At 56.7% G+C, this 25,629-nt stretch carries 22 protein-coding genes; 16 read left to right on the top strand and 6 right to left on the bottom strand.

Going from position 1 to position 25,629, the window contains the following annotated elements:
• Nucleotides 1–19: 19 nt before the first annotated feature.
• Both ppx and ppk1 read right to left on the bottom strand, forming a co-directional pair.
• Complete coding sequence (gene ppx, locus ACXIZX_RS13785; RefSeq protein WP_179449893.1) at nucleotides 20–1,546, bottom strand: exopolyphosphatase; 1,527 nt, start codon at nucleotides 1,544–1,546, stop codon at nucleotides 20–22.
• 5 nt (nucleotides 1,547–1,551) lie between these two features.
• A complete protein-coding gene (gene ppk1 / locus ACXIZX_RS13780; protein WP_008108325.1) occupies nucleotides 1,552–3,612 on the bottom strand; it encodes a polyphosphate kinase 1 in 2,061 nt (686 codons plus the stop codon).
• 182 nt (nucleotides 3,613–3,794) lie between these two features.
• Between ppk1 and ACXIZX_RS13775 the strand changes: the two genes are divergently transcribed.
• From ACXIZX_RS13775 to pstB, 3 genes are read left to right on the top strand one after another with little or no spacing between them, the layout of a single operon-like run.
• Nucleotides 3,795–5,888: an ABC transporter permease subunit gene (locus ACXIZX_RS13775; RefSeq protein ID WP_479404374.1), complete on the top strand. Its 2,094-nt coding sequence runs from the start codon at nucleotides 3,795–3,797 to the stop codon at nucleotides 5,886–5,888.
• The gene (gene pstA / locus ACXIZX_RS13770; protein WP_061717952.1) at nucleotides 5,885–7,483 is read left to right on the top strand and encodes a phosphate ABC transporter permease PstA; all 1,599 of its coding nucleotides are present in this window, start codon (nucleotides 5,885–5,887) and stop codon (nucleotides 7,481–7,483) included. The genes ACXIZX_RS13775 and pstA overlap by 4 nt, the downstream gene beginning before the upstream one ends.
• An 11-nt stretch (nucleotides 7,484–7,494) precedes the next feature.
• Entirely contained in the window at nucleotides 7,495–8,262 is a 768-nt protein-coding gene (pstB, locus tag ACXIZX_RS13765) for a phosphate ABC transporter ATP-binding protein PstB (RefSeq protein ID WP_008108328.1), read from the top strand.
• Nucleotides 8,263–8,305: 43 nt separating this feature from the next.
• On the opposite strand, the gene purN is transcribed toward pstB, so the two are convergent.
• Together purN and purM are read right to left on the bottom strand one after the other, a co-directional pair.
• On the bottom strand, nucleotides 8,306–8,944 hold the full coding sequence (gene purN, locus ACXIZX_RS13760) for a phosphoribosylglycinamide formyltransferase (protein WP_008108329.1): 639 nt from the start codon (nucleotides 8,942–8,944) through the stop codon (nucleotides 8,306–8,308).
• A complete protein-coding gene (purM, locus tag ACXIZX_RS13755) occupies nucleotides 8,941–9,981 on the bottom strand; it encodes a phosphoribosylformylglycinamidine cyclo-ligase (protein ID WP_479404373.1) in 1,041 nt (346 codons plus the stop codon). The genes purN and purM overlap by 4 nt, the downstream gene beginning before the upstream one ends.
• 229 nt (nucleotides 9,982–10,210) lie before the next feature.
• Between purM and upp the strand changes: the two genes are divergently transcribed.
• The 3 genes from upp (at nucleotide 10,211) to hda (ending at nucleotide 13,106) form a co-directional block, all read left to right on the top strand.
• Nucleotides 10,211–10,837 carry a uracil phosphoribosyltransferase gene (gene upp, locus ACXIZX_RS13750; RefSeq protein WP_008108331.1) on the top strand — a complete coding sequence of 209 codons (627 nt, stop codon included), beginning with the start codon at nucleotides 10,211–10,213 and terminating at the stop codon, nucleotides 10,835–10,837.
• 190 nt (nucleotides 10,838–11,027) lie between these two features.
• Nucleotides 11,028–12,311, top strand: a complete 1,284-nt coding sequence (gene uraA / locus ACXIZX_RS13745) for a uracil permease (RefSeq protein WP_154181602.1) — start codon at nucleotides 11,028–11,030, stop codon at nucleotides 12,309–12,311.
• 93 nt (nucleotides 12,312–12,404) lie between these two features.
• Nucleotides 12,405–13,106: a DnaA inactivator Hda gene (gene hda, locus ACXIZX_RS13740; RefSeq protein WP_036649513.1), complete on the top strand. Its 702-nt coding sequence runs from the start codon at nucleotides 12,405–12,407 to the stop codon at nucleotides 13,104–13,106.
• On the opposite strand, the gene arsC is transcribed toward hda, so the two are convergent.
• Nucleotides 13,103–13,450, bottom strand: a complete 348-nt coding sequence (gene arsC / locus ACXIZX_RS13735; RefSeq protein ID WP_479404372.1) for an arsenate reductase (glutaredoxin) — start codon at nucleotides 13,448–13,450, stop codon at nucleotides 13,103–13,105. The genes hda and arsC overlap by 4 nt on opposite strands.
• Before the next feature lie 109 nt (nucleotides 13,451–13,559).
• Nucleotides 13,560–15,023: a beta-barrel assembly-enhancing protease gene (gene bepA, locus ACXIZX_RS13730; protein ID WP_479404371.1), complete on the bottom strand. Its 1,464-nt coding sequence runs from the start codon at nucleotides 15,021–15,023 to the stop codon at nucleotides 13,560–13,562.
• 640 nt (nucleotides 15,024–15,663) lie between these two features.
• Here bepA and ACXIZX_RS13725 point away from each other — a divergent pair.
• The 10 genes from ACXIZX_RS13725 (at nucleotide 15,664) to ACXIZX_RS13680 (ending at nucleotide 25,596) form a co-directional block, all read left to right on the top strand.
• Nucleotides 15,664–16,269, top strand: a complete 606-nt coding sequence (locus ACXIZX_RS13725; protein WP_479404370.1) for a DsrE family protein — start codon at nucleotides 15,664–15,666, stop codon at nucleotides 16,267–16,269.
• Between the two features lie 23 nt (nucleotides 16,270–16,292).
• Nucleotides 16,293–16,901, top strand: coding sequence for a DsrE family protein (locus ACXIZX_RS13720; protein ID WP_008108337.1), 609 nt, complete (start codon nucleotides 16,293–16,295; stop codon nucleotides 16,899–16,901).
• Between the two features lie 126 nt (nucleotides 16,902–17,027).
• Entirely contained in the window at nucleotides 17,028–18,053 is a 1,026-nt protein-coding gene (locus ACXIZX_RS13715; protein WP_479404369.1) for a substrate-binding domain-containing protein, read from the top strand.
• Nucleotides 18,050–19,063, top strand: coding sequence for an ABC transporter substrate-binding protein (locus tag ACXIZX_RS13710; RefSeq protein WP_323274607.1), 1,014 nt, complete (start codon nucleotides 18,050–18,052; stop codon nucleotides 19,061–19,063). Before ACXIZX_RS13715 ends, ACXIZX_RS13710 begins: the two co-directional genes overlap by 4 nt.
• Entirely contained in the window at nucleotides 19,063–19,926 is an 864-nt protein-coding gene (locus tag ACXIZX_RS13705) for an ABC transporter permease (RefSeq protein ID WP_479404368.1), read from the top strand. Before ACXIZX_RS13710 ends, ACXIZX_RS13705 begins: the two co-directional genes overlap by 1 nt.
• Entirely contained in the window at nucleotides 19,923–20,735 is an 813-nt protein-coding gene (locus tag ACXIZX_RS13700; protein WP_008108344.1) for an ABC transporter permease, read from the top strand. Before ACXIZX_RS13705 ends, ACXIZX_RS13700 begins: the two co-directional genes overlap by 4 nt.
• A complete protein-coding gene (locus ACXIZX_RS13695) occupies nucleotides 20,732–21,715 on the top strand; it encodes an ABC transporter ATP-binding protein (RefSeq protein WP_008108346.1) in 984 nt (327 codons plus the stop codon). Before ACXIZX_RS13700 ends, ACXIZX_RS13695 begins: the two co-directional genes overlap by 4 nt.
• A 165-nt stretch (nucleotides 21,716–21,880) precedes the next feature.
• Nucleotides 21,881–22,699 carry a phosphodiesterase gene (locus tag ACXIZX_RS13690; protein ID WP_479404881.1) on the top strand — a complete coding sequence of 273 codons (819 nt, stop codon included), beginning with the start codon at nucleotides 21,881–21,883 and terminating at the stop codon, nucleotides 22,697–22,699.
• Between the two features lie 165 nt (nucleotides 22,700–22,864).
• Nucleotides 22,865–24,457, top strand: coding sequence for a sensor domain-containing diguanylate cyclase (locus ACXIZX_RS13685; protein WP_479404367.1), 1,593 nt, complete (start codon nucleotides 22,865–22,867; stop codon nucleotides 24,455–24,457).
• A 65-nt stretch (nucleotides 24,458–24,522) separates the two neighbouring features.
• On the top strand, nucleotides 24,523–25,596 hold the full coding sequence (locus tag ACXIZX_RS13680; protein WP_479404366.1) for an AI-2E family transporter: 1,074 nt from the start codon (nucleotides 24,523–24,525) through the stop codon (nucleotides 25,594–25,596).
• The last annotated feature ends 33 nt before the right edge of the window (nucleotides 25,597–25,629 follow it).

Here is a 25,629-nt window from a genome sequence, read left to right as displayed (position 1 = left end):
TGCGGGCCAGCTGCCCGCTTTACTCCTCTTCTTCCAGCATCAGTTTCCAGCCGGTGACATCATTCCAGTAGGCTTGCTCACGCTCCAGATCCAGCTGCACCAGCGTATTCTGGCTGAGGAAGCCGGCAGGGAAGGTCAGCGTCCAGTGGCCATCATCGGTGCTCAGCTTGAGCGAATCCGGTTTGGTAGTCGCCTGGCGCTGATTATTCAGCAGCGTGCCCAGACGCAACAGGAATACCATCGGCAGAAACTGTTTCTTTTTAAACAAGGTGAAACGCGGCATCTCATCCTGCTTCACCGCTTTGCGGTGATAACGTACCAGCGTCGCCAACAGCATCTGTTGATCCTGATTAAAGCCCGGCATGTTGGAGTTTTGCAGGATGTAGGCCGAATGGCGCTGCATGCCGCTGTGATTGATGGTCAATCCCACTTCATGCAGCAGCGCGGCCCACTTTAATAGCGCCGACAGTTGTGGATTGGCTTGCTTTGGATTCTGCTCCTGCCACTGGAGATAAAGCTTCTCGGTGGTTTCCAGCACGCGGCGCGCCTGATCGCTATCAATCGCGTAGTGATTGGCCAGACTTTGCGCAGTGCGGCTGCGGATGTCCTGATGGCGGAAACGGCCTTCCATCTCATACAGCACGCCTTCACGCAGTGCGCCGTCAGAAAGACGCAGTTCGCGAATCGCTAACGCATCAAACACGCCACACAAAATCGCTAAACCCGGCACAAACACCGCTTTACGCTCTTCCGACAAGCCTGGCAGGCTCAGCGCGTTGAACGACTTATGCTTCAGCACTTCGGTGGTCAGTAACTCCAGCGTTTCCGGCGTAATCAGCTTCTCTTTTTCGCCCATCGCCAGCAGCACTTCGCAGGCCGCTTTGATGGAGCCCGAAGCGCCCAGCGCATATTGCCAGCCGTGCAGACGATATTGCCACGCCATGGTTTCCAGCTTTTGCGCAGCGGAGAGGCGCGCACGGCGGAAGTTTTCGGGCGTGATTTCCCCTTTCGAGAAAAACAGATTGGCGAAGCTAACGCAGCCCATGCGGCGGCTTTCTACCAGCTGTGGCTCAAAGTCTTCACCAATCACCAGTTCAGTTGAACCGCCGCCGATATCAATCACCAGCTTGCGACCTTTTTCCGGCTGCGTGTGTTCCACGCCCATGAAGATCAAACGTGCTTCTTCGTTGCCGGAAATCACTTCGATCGGATAGGGAATCACTTCAGCCGCGCGCTGCAAGAACTCTTCGGCGTTGCTGGCGATACGCAGCGTGTGCGTACCGACGATCGTCACGTTGGCGGCACTGAAGCCCTGCAAACGTTCGGCGAACAACGCCAGACAGCTTAGCCCGCGCTCAATCGCTTCTTCGCTCAGGCGATTGTGCGCATCCAGCCCATCGGCAAGATGCACGCGCTGTTTCAGGCGTCCCAGCACTTGCAAAGCGCCATCCACCACGCGGGCAATGACCATATGGAAGCTGTTCGAGCCGAGGTCGATTGCCGCGAATTCTTGAGGTTTCGGCGTACTTTTATGTGAGATTGGCATAGGCGTTATTCGGGTTGTTCCAGTTTCTTGATGTAGTCGTAAATGGCCAGCTGCGAACGCACCTTTTTACGGTTGCCGCGCGGCACATAACGATTACTCAGCTCTTTATCGACGATGCGGGCTTTCACCGTATCACTAAACAGAATGGCGATAATGTCCAGAATGCGTTGCTTCACGCGTGGATCAAGAATCGCCACGGCAACTTCAATGCGGTGATCAATGTTACGCGTCATCCAGTCCGCGGAAGAGAGGAACACCTTTTTCTCGCCGCCGTTCTCAAAAATATAGACGCGGTCGTGCTCGAGATAGCGGTCAACGATGCTGGTAATGCGAATATTTTCACTGATGCCCGGTAAATCGGGGATCAGCGAACACATACCGCGCACCAGCAAATTCACTTTCACGCCTGCCGACGAGGCGGCATACAGCCGATCAACTAAACCATTATCCACCAGGTTGTTGATCTTCAATGTAATGCCAGCAGGATTGCCTTGCTGCGCGTTGGCGATCTCGGCATCAATGAATTTATACAGCATGTCGCGCGAGTTCTGCGGTGATACCAGCAGATGCTCGAAGGTCACCGGGCGATACGGATTCTCAATGAAGTTGAACACGCGGCGCACTTCATTGGTGATGCGCGCATCGGCGGTCAGCAATGAATAGTCAGTATAAATGCGCGCGGTTTTTTCGTTGAAGTTCCCGGTACCGATATGCGCATAACGCACTATTTCTTCGCCTTCACGGCGCGAAATCAGGAACAACTTGGCGTGAATTTTCAGACCTGGCGCGGAGAAGATCACATGCACGCCCGCTTCGGTCAGGCGTTTCGCCCAGCGGATGTTGGCCTCTTCATCGAAGCGCGCCTGCAGTTCCACCACTACCGTGACTTTCTTACCGTTATAGGCGGCGTGAATCATCGCATCCATGATGCGCGAGTTTTTTGCTACGCGGTAAATGTTGATCTTAATCGCCAGCACGTTCGGGTCGAACGAGGCCTGACGCAGCAGCTCCAGCACATGCTCAAAGGTGTGATACGGATAGTAGAGCAGCACATCGCGATTACGGATGGCGTCGAAACCGTTGCGGAAGCCGTCAAAACCGATGTGACGAATCTGCGGCAGCGGACGGTTTTCCAGATTGCTTTTGCCGACGTTCGGGAAGCCGATGAAATCTTTAAAGTTATGGTAGCGGCCGCCGGGCACAATCGAATCGTAATTCGAAATCGACAGCTTATGGCGCAGCATTTCCACCATCGCATCCGGCATATCGCGCTGATAAACGAAACGTACCGGCTCGGCATTGAGACGCTGCTTCAGGCTCGAGGACATCAGCTCCAGCAGGCTCGATTCCATTTCTGTTACCAGATCGTATTCGGCATCGCGCGTCATCTTCATCGAATAGGCATTCAGCGTATCGTAATCGAAGAAGCCTTTGAAAATTTCATCAAGGCAATAGCGCAGGATGTTATCTAGCAGAATCATTGGTTTGCGGCGACGTGGCGACTCAGCCGGCAGGTTAATAAAGCGCGGCACTTTATCCGACGGAATCTCCAGCAGCGCATAACGAATATCGTCGCCGCGAATGATCTCCACCGCCAGATAGGTGTAATCGTCTTTCAGGAATTCGATCAGGTCGGTGTCATGGTTAATCAGAATCGGCGTAACGTGCTGGCGTAATTGATGTTTGAAGTAGTAGCGCAGCCACTCTTGCTGATTCGGTGACAGCTGACGTTCGTTAATCAGGAAGATCTGATTACGCGCCATTTCCAGCAGCAGATCGTTATACAGCGCATCAAACTCCTGATCCGACTTCTGTACCCGCAGCTGAATTTTCTTTAACAAATGTCGCAAAGAGGTCGGTTTGCCTTGCTCTTCGCTGATCAGAATCCGCCGCTTGAGATCGGCAAAACGGACTTTATAGAACTCTTCGAGGTTATTGGAATAAATTCCCAGAAAGCGCATGCGCTCAATCAGCGGATTACTTTTATCCGAGGCTTCCTGTAACACACGTTCATTGAAGCTTAACCAGCTTAATTCTTTTTCTATATACAGCTTATCCTGACCCATTCTGACTCCGAGATGCTGATGCTGGACGGAATGTCCGGCGGAAAATGCACAAAAATGCGTTACCGCTCAGTGTCCGTCACCATTATGGCGAGAGTATGGCAGGCTTGTCCAACGTCAAAGGTTGTCTTATCAATCAGCTACGGGCAACATAGCGACTTGTTTCCACCGGTAACCTGGCCTGCATGAGCATAAATCGTATTCCCGTCCACTTTAGCGACCGTCGTCGACGCGCCACTGATAATTTAGTGCGCCGCGTTGTCACAGCTTGCGGCGTGGGAATTTTGCTGCTGATGTTACTGCTGTTCTTCTGGCTGATCTGGGTGGTGCTGCCGCTGTTTAGCGCGCCCGGGATGCATGCCACCACCAATATTCAGTTGTGGGACAAAGCCCCAATGCTGGCGATGGGCAGCGACGGCCATTTGGGCTGGCGCATCAGTCGCAACGAAGCGCGCTTTATTCCGCTCGATGGTCAACCCGCGGCACCGGCACTGGCGTTGAATGGCAAGCCCGATGCGGCGATCGTAAGCTTTGATAACCGCAGCGTGCTGCTCAATATGCAGGGCGAACTGCTGTTAATGCAACCGGTTATCCGCAACGGCAGCGGCGAATGGGGTTTCCCGCTGGGCGATCGTCCGCTGCGCTTGCCGCAAGGCCCGGTCAGTAACATGGCGCTGACGTCGCTCAACGATCATCAATGGTTGATTGCCGCGCAAACTGCAGCAGGCATTAGCCTGCTCACGCTGGAAAATCAGCAAAAAGTGAATCAGATCCTGTTGCCGCAGCAGCAGGCCGATCATCTGCTGTTGTCGCCGGATGGCACCTTGCTTTACGCCAGCAGCGGGCGTTTGCTGCGCGTGTGGCAAATCACGCCGGATGGCGCGCAGCTACGCGAAACCCAAACCCTCAATCTGCCGCCACAAAGCCTGCATATGTTGGCCGGTGGACGCACCTTGCTGATTCAGGATGCGCAGGGCGTCCAGCAATGGTTTGCCATCGCCAGTGATAAAGGGCCGCGTCTGCAACAGATTCACACCTTCAACGGCAGCCAGCAGGCGCGCGGCATCACGCCGGAACCGCAGCGCCGCGTGTTTGCCACTTACGATGCGCAGGGCAAGGTTCAGCTGTTCGCCAGCAAGCAGCAGGGCGCGATCTTAACGCGTCAGCTGGCACCGGGCATTCAGGCGCTGGCCTTCGCGCCGCGCGGTGATGCCTTGATCATTGAACGCGCCGGGGAATGGCAGCAGTTTGCTTTAGATAATCCGTGGCCGGACTTCACCTGGCGCAACCTGTGGCAGAAAATCTGGTACGAAAACTATCCGCAGGCCGATTGGGTATGGCAATCCACTGCGGCGGGCGACAGCTATCAGGCTAAGTTCAGCCTGATGCCGCTGGTGCTGGGTACGCTGAAAGCTGCCAGTCTGGCGCTGTTGTTCGCCACGCCGCTGGCGCTGGCCGCCGCAATGTACACCGCTTGGTTTATGTCGCCGGGTTTACGTCGCTGGGTGAAGCCCTCTATAGAAATGATGGGCGCGCTGCCAAGCGTGGTGATTGGTTTGATCGCAGGCGTGTGGCTGGCACCGCACATCAGCACCGCGCTGGTTGGCGTGTTGCTGCTACCGCTGGTGCTGGCGGCCACCTTACTGTTGTGCGGCGTGCTCAGTCCGCGGCTGCCTGCCAGCTGGCGACGTCCCGGCTTTGAAGTGATTCTGCTGCTGCCGGTATTGCTCGTCGTCACGCTGTTAACGCTGTGGCTGCCGACGCTGTTGTGGCCAGAAATTGGCGAGCGTTTAGCCCATTACGAACAGCGCAACCTATTAGTCGCTGCGCTGGCGATGGGTTTTGCGCTGGTGCCGCTGATTTTCACCTTATCGGAAGATGCGCTGTTTAGCGTGCCGGGCGCGCTCGGGCAGGGCTCGCTGGCGCTGGGTGCCACGCCGTGGCAAACCCTGACGCGTGTGGTGCTGCCGGGCGCCTCGGCGGGCATCTTCGCTGCATTAATGATTGGCTTTGGCCGCGCCGTCGGCGAGACGATGATTGTTCTGATGGCCACCGGCAACACGCCGGTCAGCGAAGGCGGCTTATTTGCTGGCCTGCGTGCGCTCTCCGCCAACATTGCCATTGAAATGCCCGAAGCCGCAGCGGGCAGCGCGCATTACCGCATTCTGTTCCTTAGCGCGTTGATACTGTTGATCTTCACGTTGGTGATCAACACCATCGCCGAGTTGATTCGTCAGCGCCTGCGTCAACGCTACAGCCAGCATGAGGGCCAGGGATGACGGCGATGAAACAGAACGATCGCTGGCGCTGGCTCACCGCCGGAGCTGTCGCGGTTTGCCTGCTGGCGTTTACCTTGTTGATTGGTTTGCTCGGCTGGCAAGGCGTGCGCGCTTTCTGGCCGCAGCCGGTCGATCAATATCAATTCCAGCCGCCAGAAGGCAGCGCGGTGATGGTGCTAGGCGAAACCTTGCAAAAGCAGCAGCAGGGCGAACAGTGGCGCTATGTGGTGAAAACCGGTAACCGTGACTTTGCCGCGCCGGATTTCCGCGTGCTTTACAGCCAGGGCGAGGCGAAAACCCGTCGTCCTGTCGATGTGTTGGTGCTACAGCGCCGCAATGGCGGCAATGCTTATGGTTGGCTGGTGGAGCTGCGCCAGGATAATGAAGTGATGACCGCGCAAAGCCGCGATGCCTTGCTGCATCAGCGTTTGCAGCAGGTACATGAGCAACTGCGCCAGGCGAGTAACATCCGTCGCATCAAGATGGCGCGCCTCAATGCGCAGATGGAAAGCCTGCAGCAGCAGGCCGATGAGCAGCAGCGTAACGGCAGCTTCACTCTGGAAGTGCAGTCCGAGTTTGATGCCAACCGCACGGCGTTACAGCGCCGCTTTAACGCGCTAGCGCAGCAGTTAACCCATCTGCAGCACGAAAGTCAGCGCGATACGCTGGTGCTGCGCGATGTGAACGGCGTGGATCACACCATCCCGTTGGCGCAGGTGGTTGATGCGTGGTATCCGAATGCCATGACATTAACCAACAAAACGCTGCACTTCTTCAGCCAGATTTGGCAATTCGTCAGCGACTCACCGACTTCCGGTGGCGGCGAAAGCGGGGCGTTTCCGGCAATTTTTGGCACCGTGCTGATGGTGCTGTTGATGTCGATCATCGTCATGCCGCTCGGCGTCATCGCTGCGGTGTGGTTGCACGAATACGCCGGACGCAATGCGCTGACGCGGCTGGTGCGCATCGCGGTGGTGAATCTCGCCGGCGTGCCATCGATTGTCTACGGCGTGTTTGGCCTTGGCTTCTTTGTCTGGCTGATTGGCGGCACCATCGACCAGCTGTTCTTCTCCAGCGCCTTACCCAATCCCACTTTTGGTACGCCGGGCTTGCTGTGGGCCGCACTAACGTTGGCGCTGCTGACGCTGCCGGTGGTGATTGTTGCCACCGAAGAAGGATTGTCGCGCATTCCGGATAATCTGCGTCAGGGATCGCTGGCGCTGGGCGCAACCCAGGCGGAAACGCTGTGGCGCGTGGTGCTGCCGTTGGCGGTACCGGCCATGCTTACCGGCCTGATTCTGGCGGTGGCGCGTGCCGCCGGAGAAACCGCGCCGCTGATGCTGGTGGGCGTGGTGAAAATGGTGCCAGAGCTGCCGGTTGATGCGGTGTTCCCTTATTTGCACCTCGATCGTAAATTCATGCACCTCGGTTTTCAGATCTACGATTTGGCGTTCCAGAGCCCCAACATCGATGCTGATCGACCGCTGGTTTACGCCACCGCTTTGCTGCTGGTGGTGATCATCCTGTCGCTCAATCTGCTGGCGATGGCGCTGCGCCATCGGCTGCGTGAGCGTTACCGGCTCATGACGCACTAAAAAGGTTTCTGATGACGCCCGATTACGACATTGCCCTTCGCGTTAATCAGCTGTCGCTGTGGTATGGCGAACGCCAGGCGCTGAATAACATTGATCTGCAGATCCCGAAAAACCGCATCACGGCGTTGATTGGTCCTTCCGGCTGCGGCAAATCGACGCTGCTGCGCTGCTTTAATCGCATGAATGATGTGATCGATCGCTGCCGCATTGAGGGTGAGATTCTGCTGGATGACTACGCGGTGATGCAGGCGAACCAGGATCTTCCCGCGCTGCGGCGCCGCATTGGCATGGTGTTCCAGCGGCCAAATCCGTTTCCTAAATCGATTTACGAAAACGTGGTTTACGGCCTGCGCTTGCAGGGCGTGCGCGACCGTCGCGTGTTGAATGAAGCCTGTGAGCGTGCGCTGCGTGCGGCGGCCTTGTGGGCCGAAGTGAAAGATCAGCTGGGGCAGAACGCCTTAACGCTCTCTAACGGCCAGCAGCAACGTTTGGTGATTGCGCGCGCCATTGCCATTGAACCGGAAGTGTTGCTGCTGGATGAGCCCACCTCGGCACTTGATCCGATCTCAACGCTGGTGATCGAGGAGTTGATGACCACGCTGAAGCAGCATTTCACGCTGGTATTGGTGACGCACAATATGCAGCAGGCGGCACGCGTGTCAGATTACACCGCGTTTATGCATAACGGACAATTAGTGGAGTTTGACGAAACCGATCGCATCTTCACGTCGCCAAAAGCGCGGCGTACCGAAGATTACATTACGGGAAGATTTGGGTGATGGTGCGGACGTGATGAAGGTCGCCATAAATGGCGACCCTACATTAGTCGTGTGCATATCCTTCAGGTGGCAACGGCTGACCATCCAGCCACGCCTTACCTTCACGCATCTGCAAACGCCCATCAACAAACCAGCTGATCACCAGCGGATAGATCGCGTGTTCCTGATGCTGCACGCGCGCGCTGATTTCGTCTTCGCTGTCGCCAGCAAACACCGGCACGCGCGCCTGCAAAATAATCGGTCCGCCATCCAGTTCGTCAGTGACAAAGTGCACTGAAGTGCCATGCTCTTCGTCGCCGTTTTCCAGCGCCTGACGATGCGTGTGCAAGCCCGGATATTTCGGCAATAACGACGGATGAATATTCACCAGACGATCGTGATAGTGCGCGACAAAAGCGCTGCTGAGGATGCGCATATAACCGGCCAGCACCACCAGATCCGGCGCGTAAGCATCAATCTCCTGCATTAGCTGGCGATCAAAGGCTTCCCGGTCGGCAAAATCACTGGCGGCTAACGCATGCGGCGGGACGTTGGCTTCCCGCGCGCGCGTTAAACCATAGGCGCTGGCTTTATTACTGAAAACGGCAGCGACGCTGCCGTTGATACGCCCGCTTGCGCAGGCGTCGAGGATGGACTGAAGATTGCTTCCGTTGCCGGAGATCAGTACAACCAGTTTCTTCATGGATTGATAACCACACGCTCTTCAGAATCTGACGCTTTAATCACACCGATTTTCCACGCTTTTTCGCCCGCGTCGGTCATCAGCTGTATCGCTTTATCGGCTTCTGCCGGGCTCAGCGCAATCACCATGCCCACGCCGCAGTTAAAGGTGCGGTACATTTCGTGACGGCTAACGTTGCCCGCCTGCTGCAACCAGCTGAACACAGACGGCCACTGCCAGCTGCTCTCTTCCAGCACCGCTTGGGTGTTGTCTGGCAGAACGCGCGGGATGTTTTCCCAGAAGCCGCCGCCGGTCAGATGCGAAATCGCATGCACATCAACCTGCTCGATCAGGCTGAGGATGTTTTTCACATAGATGCGGGTTGGCGCCAGCAGGTGATCGGCCAGTGATTTGCCATCCAGCTGTTTGGTGGCCGGATCGGTCTGGCTGACTTCAAGAATCTTGCGTACCAGAGAATAACCGTTCGAGTGTGGACCGCTGGAACCCAGCGCGATCAGCACGTCGCCGTCCTGCACTTTCGAACCGTCAATGATTTCTGATTTTTCCACCACGCCGACGCAGAAACCCGCCACGTCGTAATCTTCGCCGTGGTACATGCCTGGCATTTCAGCGGTTTCACCGCCGACCAGCGCACAACCCGACTGCAAGCAACCTTCGGCGATGCCGGTGATTACCGATGAAGCGGTATCCACATCCAGCTTGCCGGTCGCGTAATAATCGAGGAAGAACAGCGGCTCAGCACCCTGCACAATCAGGTCGTTAACACACATTGCGACCAGATCGATGCCGATGCTGTCATGGCGTTTGAGATCCATCGCCAGACGCAGCTTGGTGCCGACGCCATCGGTTCCGGAGACCAGCACAGGCTCGCGGTACTTCTGCGGCAGCGCACAGAGCGCGCCGAATCCGCCCAATCCACCCATGACTTCCGGGCGGCGGGTTTTTTTCACTACGCCTTTAATACGGTCAACCAGATCGTTACCAGCATCGATATCAACACCGGCGTCTTTGTAGCTGAGAGAGGTTTTGTCGGTCACTGCGGAATCCCCACGCGAGTTGCGGTTGGTGGCAAAAATTAAGCGCGGCAATTCTAACAGCGCAGGCAAACGTTTGCGAGTCCCATCTCATGCTGCCTTTGCATAGCCTCAGATTTTCGCCAATCCTTAGATGACGCAGGCTATTGACCGATGACATGTGGCGCAGCGGCGAAAAGGCGGTATAATCCGGCGATTTTTTTTAGCTCAACTCAATTCCGGGAGAACAATCATGAAGATCGTGGAAGTCAAACACCCGCTGGTCAAACATAAACTGGGCCTGATGCGTGAGCATGATATCAGCACCAAGCGTTTCCGCGAGCTGGCCTCGGAAGTGGGCAGCTTGCTGACCTATGAAGCCACCGCCGATCTGGAAACCGAGCGCGTCACGATTGAAGGCTGGAATGGTCCGGTTGAAATCGATCAGATCAAAGGTAAAAAAATCACTGTAGTTCCGATTCTGCGTGCTGGCCTCGGCATGATGGAAGGAGTGCTCGAGCACGTGCCAAGCGCGCGCATCAGCGTGGTTGGCGTGTATCGTGATGAAGAGACGCTGGAGCCGGTGCCGTATTTCCAGAAGCTGGTGTCGAACATTGAAGAGCGCCTGGCGCTGGTGGTCGACCCGATGCTGGCAACCGGTGGTTCAATGATCGCTACTATCGATCTGCTGAAGAAAGCCGGTTGTACCAGCATTAAAGTGCTGGTGCTGGTGGCCGCACCTGAAGGTATTGCCGCGCTGGAGAAAGCGCATCCGGATGTGGAGCTCTACACCGCATCAATCGATCAGGGACTGAACGAGAAGGGTTACATCATTCCTGGACTCGGCGATGCCGGGGACAAGATTTTCGGAACCAAATAAAAGAAACCAGCCGGCCAGAGAGTCGGCTTTTTTTTGGCAAAAACACAACATTGTCATCCTCGAGTTATTCGAGCCAGGGCAAGGCGGCAAACGAGTTCATCCCGATGAGCTTACTTAGGTAAGTGATTCGGGTGAACGAGAGCAGCCAACGCAGCCATGGCTCGAAGAACGAAGAGGATAGGGGATAATAATGACTCGTCGTGCAATCGGCGTTAGCGAACGCCCACCGCTCTTACAAACCATTCCACTCAGCCTACAGCATCTGTTCGCCATGTTTGGCGCAACTGTGCTGGTGCCGATTCTGTTCCACATCAACCCGGCCACGGTGTTGCTTTTTAACGGCGTTGGAACACTGCTCTATCTGTTTATCTGTAAAGGCAAAATCCCGGCGTATCTCGGTTCGAGCTTTGCCTTTATTTCGCCGGTGCTGCTGCTGTTGCCGCTGGGTTACGAAGTGGCGCTGGGCGGTTTTATTCTCTGCGGTTTGCTGTTCTGCATTGTGGCGCTGATCGTCAAGAAAGCCGGTACCGGCTGGCTTGATGTGATGTTCCCACCGGCGGCGATGGGCGCGATTGTCGCGGTTATCGGTCTGGAACTGGCGGGCGTGGCGGCGAATATGGCAGGTTTACTGCCCGCTGACGGCACATCACCAGACAGCAAAACCGTGATCATCTCGATGGTGACGCTGGCAGTGACCGTGTTTGGTTCGGTGCTGTTCCGTGGCTTCCTCGCCATCATCCCGATTTTAGTCGGCGTGCTGGTCGGCTATGCGCTCTCATACATGATGGGCATTGTGGACTGGACCGCGGTGGAAAATGCGCCGTGGTTTGCGCTGCCAACTTTCTACACGCCGCGTTTTGAGTGGGTAGCGATGCTGACCATTCTGCCAGCCGCGCTGGTGGTGATTGCCGAGCACGTGGGTCACTTAGTGGTTACCGCCAACATCGTGAAGAAAGATCTTATCCGCGATCCGGGCCTACATCGCTCGATGTTCGCCAACGGGTTATCCACCATGATCTCCGGTTTCTTCGGCTCCACGCCGAACACCACTTACGGCGAGAACATTGGCGTAATGGCGATTACTCGCGTCTACAGCACCTGGGTAATTGGCGGCGCGGCGATCTTTGCCATTCTGCTCTCGTGCGTCGGCAAGCTGGCGGCGGCGATTCAGGCGGTTCCCGTGCCGGTGATGGGCGGCGTATCGCTGCTGCTGTACGGCGTGATCGGCGCGTCCGGTATTCGTGTGTTGATCGAATCTAAAGTGGATTACAACAAAGCGCAGAACCTGATCCTGACCTCGGTGATCCTGATCATCGGCGTGAGCGGTGCCAAAGTGCATATCGGCGCGGCCGAGCTGAAAGGCATGGCGCTGGCGACCATCGTTGGTGTCGGCCTGGCTTTGATCTTCCGTTTAATCAGCGTATTACGTCCGGAAGAAGTGGTGCTGGACGCTGAAGAGAAGCGCGAAAGTTAAGGCTTTAAGCCGGGCAGGGAAGCCCGGTTCATCTCCGGCAAAGATCGTGATAAACTTGCGCGGTTTTCTGCCCGCTCATCCGTTGAGGTACTTCTGAACACGCCGGCACAGCTCTCATTGCCACTCTATTTACCCGATGATGAAACCTTCGCCAGTTTCTGGCCGGGGGAAAACACGTCTCTGCTGGCGGCGCTGCAAGGCGCACTCTCTCAGCAACACGGTAGCTATCTCTATTTCTGGTCGCGCGAAGGCGGTGGCCGCAGTCACCTGCTGCACGCAGCCTGTGCGGAACTCTCGGCGCGCGGCGAAGCGGTGGGTTATGTGCCGCTGGATAAGCGCACGTGGTTTGTACCGGAAGTACTGGAAGGGATGGAGAATCTGGCGCTGGTGTGCATCGATAATATCGAGTGCATTGCAGGCGATCCGGAGTGGGAAATGGCGATCTTTGATCTCTACAACCGCATTCTGGAAATCGGCAAAACGCGTTTGCTGATTACCGGCGATCGACCGCCGCGTCAGCTAAATCTCGGCTTACCGGATCTGGCTTCACGCCTCGATTGGGGACAGATTTACCGTTTGCAGCCGCTCTCGGATGACGACAAATTACAGGCGATGCAGCTGCGTGCTGGACTGCGTGGTTTTGAGTTGCCAGAAGATGTCGGGCGCTTCCTGCTGAAACGCCTCGACCGTGAGATGCGCACGCTGTTTGATACGCTGGATCGTCTTGATCGCGCCTCCATCAGCGCCCAGCGCAAACTTACCATTCCCTTTGTTAAAGAAGCGCTGGAGCTTTAGAGAATCTCCAGCACCGCTTCTGGCGGACGACCAATGCGCGCCTGTTCGCCCTTGATCACAATCGGACGTTCGATCAGTTTTGGATGATCCGCCATCGCCTGCAACAGGTGATCCTCGCTTAACTCGCTATTCGCTAAAGCCAGCTCTTTATACAGATCCTCTTTGCGGCGCATCAGTTCGCGCGCGCTGTGCATGCCGAGCTGTTGCAGCAGGCGCTGTAGCGTTGGCACGTCGGGCGGCGTCTCAAGATAGAGCACCACTTCAGGCTCGATGCCTTTCTCCTGCAACAGCGCCAGCGTCTCGCGGCTCTTGCTGCAGCGCGGGTTGTGATAAATGCTGATCATAGTTTGGGCATTCCTTTGATCTGTTGAAACCGGCGGTCGCCATAAATGGCGGCCCTACGCGTGTTCGATGTGGGTTTTGTAGGGTGCGCATTTATGCGCACCGAGGAAATTACCCTTTCTGATACACCTTAAAACGCTTCTGCAGTTCACGGAACTGATCGATGCGGGCGTCATAGCGCGCTTGTTTCAGGCTGCCGAGCGGCACCTGGGCGCTGGCGCTGCTCAAGGTAGAGATCGCCTGATCGAGCTGGCCGTTGAGCGCCAAACCTTCCGCGCGCGCTGAAAGTTCTTCATCCCGTAAACCCTGCGCCGCCGAAGCCTGCGCCAGCAGATCAAAGGCGTTAACATCGTCTGGATGGGCAAAGGTGTAGCGATTGAGGATGCGGCTGGCGTTGGCCGGCTGCTTCGCTTCGACATAGGCGTTAGCCAGGTTCAGCTGCAGTACCGGATTGGTGCTGCTACCTTTGGCGCTGGTCAGCATGGCGATTGCCTGCTGCGGCTGATTCAGGCCGATGTCGATGTCGGTCATGATATCGAGGAACCAGACGTTATCCGGCTGCTTCGCCAGCAGCGGGGCGATCACGCGTTTGGCGCTATCAAAGCTTTTAGCCTGCAGGAACTGCACCGCTTTGCCGTACTGCGCAGCCTGCTGCTCGCGCACATTGCCTTTGGCGTATTCGTTCAGCAGGTCATCGGTCAGCTGATTGCGGCCCGTGGCGTACATACCGAGCGAACGCACTTTCGCCATGTAGAAATCCTGCGACGACTGCACCACCACCGGACGCATCTGGTTGGCGCGGTTACGCGCATCAGCCAGTCGACTGTCGGGTAACGGGTGCGTCAGCAAAATTTCCGGTGGCTTGGAGGAGAAGCGGCTCTGATCCGCCAGCTTCTGCAGGAAAGTCGGCATCGCTTGCGGATCGAATCCGGCGCGTTGCAGCACCTGAATGCCGATGCGGTCGGCTTCCTGCTCGTTGCCCTGGGTAAAGCTGATAATGCCTTGCTGCGCGCCTGCCAACGTACCGGTCAGGGCCGCCATGCCCGCTTGCGGACTGGCCATCGCCAGCAGAATCGACCCCAATGCGCCCACCCAGGTCAGCGGCGCATTGCGTCGCTGCTCTTCCATGGCGCGCGCCAGATGGCGCTGCGTGACGTGCGAGATTTCGTGCGCCATCACCGATGCCAGTTGGCTTTCGTTATCGGTGTAGCGGAACAGCGACGAATGCAGCACCACGTTGCCGCCAAAGAAGGCGAAGGCGTTGAGTTCATCGTTCTGGATCAAAAAGAAGTGAAACGGCGTGCGTACCGAGTTGGCATGCGCCACCAGACGCTGACCGAGCTCATTAATATATTGATTCAACAGCGGATCGTTAATCAGAGGCGCACTGGCGCGCAGCTGGCGCACGTAGAAGTCGCCCATCTGCAGTTCCTGATTAATCGAGAGCGTCGAACCTGCTGTGGTGCCCATGTCGGGCAGCATATCGCTGACGTCAGCGCGCGCACTCAGCGCAGGCGTCAGCAGCAGCGTAGGAATAAGGGCCGCCAGCAATGATTTTTTCAACCGGTTAAACATGCCTTGATCCTGTAAAAGTCACCCGAAATTGGACAGGTAAGTGGTTCAAATGTTCTGCACTATTTTCCATTTGCGTAACGCGCTCTATCTTAACCAGACTGCTGCAACAAGCAAATGACGAAGCTTGATGGGGTATAAATGAAAAAATGGTTACAGCGCGACGAAATTGCAGCAAAAAATTGAATAGGCTGCAGCGAGATAAACAGGCTTCTTAACCGGAAAAAGTTAAAGTTACGTAAAGTTGCTCAAAATTATTGAGCCTGGCATGAACTTTTCCAGGTTTACTCTGAAAAGAAGAGGCAAATCAGCGCTGTTGGCCCGCGTTATCCATCAGTGATTTTAATCGTGATTATGGTGTTAAGGGCATTTTGCACAGTAATTGTTGGACGGATTTTAAACGCACGTAAACTTATCCCTTCTGGATAATGGTCACAATTTCACATCCACTCTTTTCTCAACTCCTGCCAAAGCGTCAATCGAAAGCTTTTTTCAATTAACCCTGCTAATTATTTCGCACGCAACCATTCAGCCGGACAGCCCGTCACTACAGGACTTTTGCCCTGCTCACGCTGTGGTATAGATAAGGCACTTTATTCAAACGGACTGTGAATTGACGCGCAGTGCATGCCGGAGAGTTTTTATGCGTTCTGTAGTCTCATACGCCCTTATCGCGATTGTCGGTGGCTTTGTTGGCGCCACCGTGAGCAAAGGTGATGACTTATATCAGCGTGTTGTCAGCCATTTTTCTGCCGAACCTACCGATCCCGACGGTTTCTGGAGCACGCCCGCCGTCGACGGCTACGGCAAAATCCATTACGAGCCGGATGCCGCCTTCAAACCGGTGGTCGGTTTAAGCAACAAAGTGGTGTTTCAAATCACCAAAAGTGAAGGAGAGATGACGCGGCCAAATCTTGGTCTTGAACGTGTCGCGCGCGTGGTGAATCTCTATATCGCTTCGGGCGTATCGGCCGACGACCTGCACTTTGTGGTGTCGGTTACCGGCGATGCCACACCTGCGATGCTGGATAACGCGCATTTCCAGCAGTTCTACAAAGCGGACAACCCTAATCTGGCGCTGATTGGCGCGCTGAATAAGTTGGGCGTGAAAGTTTCAGTGTGCGATCAGTCGGTGGCGTTCCATCACTTCCCGAAAGAGTGGATTGACCCATCGGTGATTCATGCACTCTCCAGCCCGACCACCGTGTCGACGCTGGAAAATCAGGGTTATGCACTCTTACAGATGTAAATCTCAGGCACAGGAGAAGTGAAATGCGTCCAGCATCCTATATCGTTATTGCGGCCCTGGCAGGTTTTGTCGGCGGCAATGTATTACAGCTCCCCGATTTGGTCGACAAGGTCAGCGATAAATTTGCCGACAAGAAAACCGAACCGGCTGACTTCTGGAGCACGCCGGCGATCGACGGCTACGGCAAAATCCATTATGTGAGTGTGCCGGACTACAATCCGGCCACCACGCCAGGATTGAGCAATAAAATCGTCTTCCAGATCAACCGTAATGAAGGGGATATTCATCAGGCCAACCTCGGGCTGGAGCGTGTGGCGCGCGTCACTAACCTCTATTACGCGGCGGGCGTACCGCTCGATCAGCTGAAGTTTGTGGTGTCGATCAACAGCGATGCGGTTCCTGCTGCGCTGAACAACGATCAGTTCCGCAAAGCGTACGGCACCGATAACCCGAATCTCAAGCTGATTGATGAGCTGAGAAAAGCCGGCGTGAAGGTGACCATTTGCGATCAGTCGGTGGCTTTCCATCAGCTGGAACGTGACTGGATTGATACGCGCGTTACTCACACGCTGTCGAGCGGCACCACCGTGGCGTCGCTGCAAAACGAAGGTTATGCCTTCCTGATGTTGTAATTTCTGACTGACAGCAGTTAGCGCTGCTGTCATCTCGCTGTCATTTATCCGCGATGTTGCTGTCACAGTTCGCCGCTAGTTTAAGCGCCAATGAGATCGATCTCATTGGCACTTTACGAGGCGAACATGTCCGATTTAATCAGCGTGGCCAAACTGGCTGGCGTTTCTCGCGCCACCGCTGCACGCGCATTCTCTGATCCGCATCTGCTACGTGCTGACACGCTGGAAAAAGTGTTGAGCGCCTCCGAGCAGCTCGGCTTTCGCCCTAATCACATTGCCCGCCAACTGCGTACTCAGAGTTCAACCACCTTCGGCGTGCTGCTGCCGTCGCTGCTCAATCCGATCTTCGCCCGCCAACTGCAAGCGATGGAGCGGCAGGCGCGTGCCGCCGGTTACGGTCTGCTGGTGGCAACCAGTGATTATCAGCCAGAGCGCGAAGCGGCGATTGTCGAGCACATGCTGAATCAGCGTGTTGCCGGTTTGGTTCTTACCGTTGCCGACGCCGATAACAGCGCCATTCTGCATACGCTGCATCAAGCCAGCATGCCGTTTGTCCTGACGCACAACGTGCCGCAGGAAACCCATTGGCCAGCCATTTGCGTCGATAACCGTCAGGCGATGCAAGAAGCCACTCAACATCTGCTTGAACTCGGTCATCGCCACATCGGCATGGTGGCCGGGCCGATGCTGCAATCGGATCGCGCACGTCTGCGCTATCAAGGCTATTGCGATGCGATGCAACAAGCCGGACTCGACGCGCTGCCGGTGATCGAAATGCCCAGCCATACCCAATCTGATTTCGCGCTGCTGCAGCCGCAGCTACAAGGCGACACGCCGCTTAGCGCGGTGATTTGCACTAACGATCTGCTCGCCATCAGCCTGATTGGTGCGGCGGCGCGCGCCGGTGTGCGCATTCCACAGCAGCTGTCGGTGATGGGTTTTGATGGCATCGATATCGGCGAGCAAATCGCGCCGTCGCTGGCGAGCGTGACGCAACCCGCCGACATGCTCGGCGCGGGTGCCATCGACATGCTGTTACAACAAGCCAGCCGCGGTACCCGCGTACTGGCACATCGGTTGCGCAGCGGCGAAAGCATCGCTGCACCCGCAACCGTTTTTTCTTCAATTGCCAACATCAGGGAACCATCATGAAAAAAGTCACCATCATTGCCGGGGCGCTCGCACTGACCGCCGGTTCGCTGTTCAGTAGTTTCACCCAGGCCGCTGAGACGGCGATTTGCTACAACTGTCCTCCCGAGTGGGCGGATTGGGGAACCCAGCTTAACGCCATTGCCAAAGACACCGGGATTCAGGTGCCGCAGGACAACAAAAACTCCGGCCAGGCGCTGGCGCAAATGGTGGCGGAGAAGGGTAATCCGGTGGCAGATGTGGTTTATTACGGCGTCAGTTTTGGCATCCAGGCGGACAGCGCCGGTGTCATCAGCGCCTATAAGCCCGCGCATTGGGACGAAATCCCAGCCGGAATGAAAGATCCCGATGGCAAATGGGTGGCGCTGCACTCCGGCACCATGGGCTTTATGGTTAATGTCGATGCGCTGGGCGGCGCGCCGGTGCCGCAATCCTGGGATGATCTGCTGAAGCCGGAATACAAAGGGATGATCGGCTACCTCGATCCAGCCAGTGCTTTTGTCGGTTACGTGGCGGCCGTAGCGGTCAACCAGGCGAAGGGCGGCAATATGAATGACTTCACGCCTGCGCTGACGTGGTTCAAAAAACTACAGGCTAACCAGCCGATCGTACCGAAGCAGACCGCCTACGCGCGCCTGATCTCCGGTGAGATTCCAATCCTGCTCGACTACGACTTCAACGCCTATCGCGCCAAATATAAAGATCACGCCAATGTCGCCTTTGTGATTCCGAAAGAGGGCACGGTCACGGTGCCGTACGTCATTAGCCTGGTGAAGAACGCGCCGCACGCAGACAACGGCAAGAAAGTGATCGACTACGTGTTGTCGGATAAAGGTCAGGCGATTTGGGCCAATGCCTTCCTGCGTCCGGTGCGCACCTCGGCGATGTCAGCAGAGGCCAAGAAATTCTTCCTGCCAGACAGCGATTATGCGCGTGCGCAAACCGTGAACTATCAGCAGATGGCCGATGCGCAGAAAGCCTTCTCGGCGAAATACCTGAGCGAGATTCGTTAATGTCGATGGCTGACACCCTGGCGGCCTCGCGCCGCCAGATACCTACGCAACCGGGCAGCCGCTGGCTGTGGCTGACGCTGCCCGCGCTGCTGTTCTTCTGCGCTTTCTGGCTGCTGCCGTTTGCCCGTTTGCTGCAAATCGGCATGCAGGACGATCGCAGCACCCAGCACAGCGGTTACTGGACGGTGATCACCCAGCCGCACTATCTGCTGAGCCTGCTGAACACCGTGCTGCTGTCGCTGGCGGTGACGCTGGTGACGTTACTGATTGCCGCTATCGTCGGCTGCTTTCTGGCGCGCCAGCGCTTTACCGGGCGCGGCACCTTGCTGGCGCTACTGACCTTCCCGCTGGCGTTTCCCGGTGTGGTGGTGGGTTTTCTGGTGGTGATGCTGGCCGGGCGTCAGGGATTGCTGGCGCAAATCAGCATGAGCCTGGTGCATGAGCGCTGGACGCTGGCCTATACGCTGGCGGGGCTGTTTATCGGTTACCTCTATTTCTCGCTGCCGCGTGCCATCATCACGCTGGTGGCGGCGAGTGAAAAACTCGATCGCTCGCTGGAAGAAGCGGCGCGTTCGCTTGGTGCCAGCCAGTGGCGCATCACCTGGGATGTGATTGTGCCGGGTCTGCAACCGGCGTTGCTCTCTACCGGCGCGCTGTGCTTCGCTACCAGCATGGGCGCCTTTGGCACCGCCTTTACGCTCGGCACCGATTTAGCGGTGCTGCCGCTGACCATTTACGGCGAGTTCACCAACTACGCCAACTTTGCCACCGCCGCCGCGCTATCAGTGTTGATGGGCGGATTCGCCTGGCTGGCGCTGATGCTGGCGCGCCGTCTGGCGCAGGCTAAGGAAGCGCAATCATGAAACGTCGTGGACTGTTTAGCCTGCAACTGCTGATCACCGCCATCACCGCGCTGTTTATGATCGTGCCGGTGGTGCTGTCGATGCTGGCGGGCGTCACCAATAACTATTTTATCGGCCTGCGCAGCGGCTTCACGCTGAAGTGGGTGGAGCAAGTGTGGCAGATGTACGCTGATACCTTCTGGCTGTCGCTGCTGATCGCGCTGTTCTGCCTGTTGCTCACCTTGGTGATTGGAGTGCCCGCCGCGTGGGGATTGTTGAAAGCGCCGGGCCGCTGGGCGGCGCGTATTGAAGAGTGTTTGATGCTACCGGTGGCGCTGCCCGGTCTGGCGACCGCGCTCGGTATCATTCTGCTCTACGGCCAGTTTTCCGGCCTGCGCGACAGCTGGCTGTTTATCCTGATTGGTCACGTGCTGTTTACCTTGCCGTTTATGATGCGGCCGGTGCTGGCGGTGATGCAGGCGGTGGATATGCCGCGCCTCGAAGAAGCATCGGCCAGCCTTGGTGCCAGCTTGTGGCAGCGCTTCTTTACAGTGGTGGTGCCGAACTGCCGCAACGGCATTCTCGCCGGTGCTTTTATGGTGATCACGCTGTCGGTGGGCGAATTCAACATCACCTGGATGCTGCACACGCCGCTGACTAAAACCTTGCCGGTTGGTCTTGCCGACAGCTACGCCTCGATGCGGCTGGAAGTGGGCTCCGCCTACACGCTGATTTTCATTCTGATGATTCTGCCGCTGCTGCTGATGCTCAATGCCGTGAATCACTGGCTTAACCGCGCGGTTTCGCGCCAACACAAGGAGGCAGCATGAATCCTGCGGCCGTTACCGTGACGCTGCGCGGCTGCGCACGTCACTTTAATCATCATCAGGCGCTGCAACCGCTCGATCTCACCGTTCATCCCGGCGAAACGCTGGTGCTGCTGGGTCCTTCTGGCTGTGGCAAAACCACCACGCTGCGCATTATCAGTGGGCTGGAGAGCTGCGACGTCGGCGGCGAAGTGTGGTTTGACGATCGCAACGTTACCGCCTTACCGATTGAAAAACGCAACGTCGGCATGGTGTTCCAGAACTACGCGCTGTTCCCGAATCTCAATGTGGCCGAGAACGTGGCGTACGGCCTGAAAGTGCAGGGCGTGGCGCGTGCCGAACGCGAAGCGCGCGTGCAGGAGATGCTGGCGCTGGTGGATCTCACCGCGCTGGCACAGCGCAGCATCGACAAACTCTCCGGCGGGCAGAAGCAGCGTGTGGCACTGGCGCGCGCGTTAGCTGCGCGGCCCAAAGTGCTGCTGTTTGATGAGCCGCTGGCGGCATTGGATGCGCGCCTGCGCGATCGTCTGCGTCTGGAGATCGGCGCGCTGCTGAAGAAGCTGGCGATCACCGCAGTCTACGTGACGCACGATCAGCAGGAAGCGATGGCGCTCGGCGACCGTATCGCGGTGATGGAGCAGGGACGTTTGGTGCAAATCGATACGCCGCAGAACATCTACCAGCATCCGGCATCAAAATTTGTCGCCGATTTTGTTGGTGCGATTAACTGCGTGGATGTCGATACGCGCGGCAATCCGCAGCGTTTCTGCCGTCCGGAAGATGTGCTGCTGGCTAGCGATGATCGCTATCAGCGGCAGGGTTTTATTGTTGCCAGCACCTTTTTGGGCGCGTCGCAGCGGTTGATGATCGATATCGGGCTGGCCACGCCGATTCAGGTGGATCGCCACGCACGTGAAGCCTGGCATGCCGGACAAGCGGTGAGCTGGACGCTGGCGCAGGACGCTGCGCTGCAGTTTTCATAATGTCATTGTATTAGCGCTGAAATTGATTGCCGCACGGTTCGTAGCGGCGCGATTCATCGCGCAATAAATTGCGCCGCTACGAACCGTAAGCGTTGTGATAGCGGTGGCTAACAAATATTACGCTGCAATTTTTGCAGTCGGAGAAACTTTATTGTGTCTGAAGCAATGACGCTAATCGCGCAAATTAGCGATTTACACATCAAGGCCAACGGCCGTTTGTCCTACAAAAAAGTCGACACCCAAGCCGCGCTGCTGCGGGTCATCGAGACGCTAAACCGCCTTTCGCCACGCCCGGACATGGTGGTGATCACCGGCGACCTGGTCGATTTCGGTACGGCAGAAGAGTATCAAACATTGAAGCAGGCGCTGCGCCAGCTGCAGCTGCCATTTTTACTGATGCCAGGCAACCATGACGATCGTCAGGCGCTGCGTGCGGCATTTCCGGAGCATCACTATCTGCAGCACGGCGAAACCCTGAACTGGCAGATGCAGGTAAAAGGCGTGCAACTGCTGGCGCTCGATTCCAGCGTGCCGCAGCAGCCGTGGGGCTATGTGGATGAAGCGCAATTGCACTGGCTTGATGAGCAGTTGCAGCGCCAGCCGCAGTTGCCGACGCTGGTGATGCTGCATCATCCGCCGTTTCTCTGCGGCATAGAACATATGGATAACCAACCGCTGCGCAATCCGGCGGCGCTGGCGGCAATTATCCAGCGCCATCCGCAGGTGGAACGCGTGCTGAGCGGCCATCTGCATCGCTCGGTACAGGCGCGTTTTGCCGGTACCCTGGCCTGTGTTGCGCCCGGCGTATCGCATCAGGTGGCGTTTGATCTCGCGGAAAATGGCCCAGCCAATTTTGTGCTGGAGCCGCCCGGTTTCCTGCTGCATCGCTGGCATGCGCAGCAGGGCATGAGCACGCATTTGTGTGCTATCGGCGATTATCCTGGTCCGTGGCCGTTTTACGATGCCAACGGTTTGATCGATTAGCGCCAGCGCAGAGAAAGAATTGTGTGTGGCTGACAGGATGCTTCGTGCTCAATTTGCGTTGTGGGTGTACAATCGCCCGTTAGCTCACCAGGGCAAGTGCATCCAACAATAACAAGACTGTCAGGCACACATATTGATGAATCTATTCACTAAGGCCGGCGCGTTATGCTAATGCGCCTGCGGCCAAAAACTGACCTGCGAACGCTGATTGCGCTATTGGCGATCACCAGCATCGTCATCACGCTTGCCAACACCTTGTACGCCACCTGGCGCGTGCAACGTATGGTCCTGATCGAAAGCACCCTCGAAGCCAATCGCGCCTACGCTACCAAACTGGCGGCGACCACTGAGGTCTTCTTTCAGCTGGCTCAGTCGCAGCTGCACTACAGCGCGACGCAGTTGGGCAATGATTTTGATAATGCCGATTTGTCGCAGCAGGAAGTGAATCGCCTGCGTGAGCAAACCAACAGTTTCAACTCGGTGGCAGTTGTGGACAGCAACGGCATCGTGAAAGCCATTTCGCCCGAATCGCTGATGCTGAAAGGCATGCAGCTGACCAGCCAGGCTTCGCGTGAGGCGCTGGCGCAGCGTCAGCCGATGGTCAGCAAACCCAGCATCTCCGCCGCCAATAACCTGATTGTGTTTGTCTCCTGGCCGATCTGGAGCAAAGACGGACGCTACCTTGGCTACGTCGGCGGCACCATCTACCTGAAGAAGAAAAGCATCCTCAACGCGCTGCTCGGCGAGCAGTTCTATCGCGATGGCACCCATGTTTACGTGCTGGATCGCAATAATCAGGTGCTGTATCACCAGAATACTCAGCTGATTGGTAAAAGCGTGCCGGGCATCGTCAGCGATCGCCAGCGCGAAGAGAAAACCAACGGTGAAGTGCAACTGACAGAAGAGAACGTGCCCAAGCTGGCCGGTTACGCCATTGTGCCGACCACCGGCTGGATGGTGGTGGCGCTGAAACCGACCGATGTCACGCTGGCACCGCTCACCGGTTTACTGCTGAAAGTGTTGAAAAACTCGGTGCCGTTTGCGCTGCTGACCTTGCTGGTGGCGGTGATTCTGGCGCGTCTGATTGCGCTGCCGCTGTGGCAACTGGCGCGTAAAGCCAGCCAAATGGATTCACAAGGAGTATCGAGCGAGATTGGCGGTATTCGCGCCTGGTATTTCGAAGCGGCGCAGGTCAAACGTGCGCTGCTTACCGGCATTGGTTTAGTACAGGACAAAATTGGTCGCCTGAAATCGGAAGTGCAGAGCGATCCCATGACCAATCTGCTCAACCGCCGTGGCCTGAGCGCGGTGCTCGACTACTTCGCCACCATGCGTCAACCGTTCTCGGTGCTGGCGCTGGATATCGATCACTTCAAACGTGTCAACGATACCTTTGGTCATGACGTCGGTGATGAGGTAATTAAACATGTGGCGCGAACCTTACGCAGCAGCGCACGTCAAACCGATGTGGTGTGCCGTAACGGCGGGGAAGAGTTCCTGATGCTGCTGCCTGCGACCTCGGTTGAGGATGCGCGCATTCTGGCCGAGCGCGTGCGCATCAGCATTGAGGAAAACTGGATCGATCAGGTCGGCAATGTCACGCTGTCGGTGGGCATTGCCGACTGGCAGCCGGAAAGTGGTTCGCAGGAGCAGAGTCTCAAGCAAGCCGATGCCGCGCTCTATCAGGCGAAAAATGCCGGACGCAACTGCGTGATGATCTCCGGCCAGGATGCGTTGGTCAGTAGCATTACGCATTAATCCCCTCAATCAAATTATCAATCGGTCGCCATGAATGGCGACCCTACGTTCAACTGGAAGTAAAAATGCTCGTTCTGCTTTATCAATGGTACAAACGCCGCTTCAGCGATCCGCAGGCTATCGGGCTGCTGGTGATTCTGCTGGCGGCGTTTTGCATTCTGTTCTTCCTCAGCGGTTTGCTGGCACCGCTGTTAGTGGCGTTGGTGCTGGCTTATCTGCTGGAGTGGCCAACGGTGCGCTTGCAGCGCGTTGGCTGTAGCCGAACCTGGGCAACCAGCGCGGTGCTGGTGGTGTTTGCCGGCATCTTGCTGGTGATGGTGCTGATTGTCGCGCCAGTGGCGTGGCAGCAGGGTATCAACCTGACGCGTGACCTGCCAAACATGCTAAACAAGCTTTATGTGTTTGCCGCTGGCCTGCCGAAGCGTTATCCGGCGCTGGTCGATGCGGGCATCATCGATATCATCGTTGAGAACCTGCGCAGCCGTCTCACCGGCCTGGGCGAATCGCTGGTGAAGTATTCGCTGGCATCACTGGTCGGTTTGATGACGCTGATGATCTATCTGGTGCTGGTGCCGCTGATGGTGTTCTTCCTGCTGAAAGACAAAGAGCAGATGCTGAATGCGGTACGCCGCGTGCTGCCGCGCAATCGCGGTTTGGCGGGCGTGGTGTGGCAAGAGATGAATCAGCAGATCACCAATTACATTCGCGGCAAAGTGCTGGAGATGGTGGCGGTGGGATTTGTCACCTGGCTGGCGTTCCTGCTGCTGGGCCTCAACTATTCGCTTCTGCTGGCGGTGCTGGTGGGTATTTCGGTGCTGATTCCCTATATCGGCGCAATGGTGGTGACCATTCCGGTGATTGGCGTTGGCCTGTTCCAGTGGGGATTGGGCAGCGATTTCTGGACCATGATCGCCATTTATCTGGTGATTCAGGCGCTGGATGGCAACGTGCTGGTGCCGATTCTGTTCTCTGAAGCGGTCAACCTGCATCCGTTGGTGATCATTCTGTCGGTGGTGATTTTCGGCGGGATGTGGGGATTCTGGGGCGTGTTCTTTGCGATTCCGCTGGCGACGCTGGTGAAAGCGGTGGTGCGTGCGTGGCCAGAAACCTCGGCGCTCGACGAGCCGCGCGCTGAGTAAAAGAAAACGGGTGCGACCTGCGCACCCGTTTAC

Source organism: Candidatus Pantoea symbiotica (genome assembly GCF_056491525.1).
The sequence above is the reverse complement of the archived record's forward strand: the minus strand, read 5'-3'. Positions and strand labels throughout refer to the sequence as shown.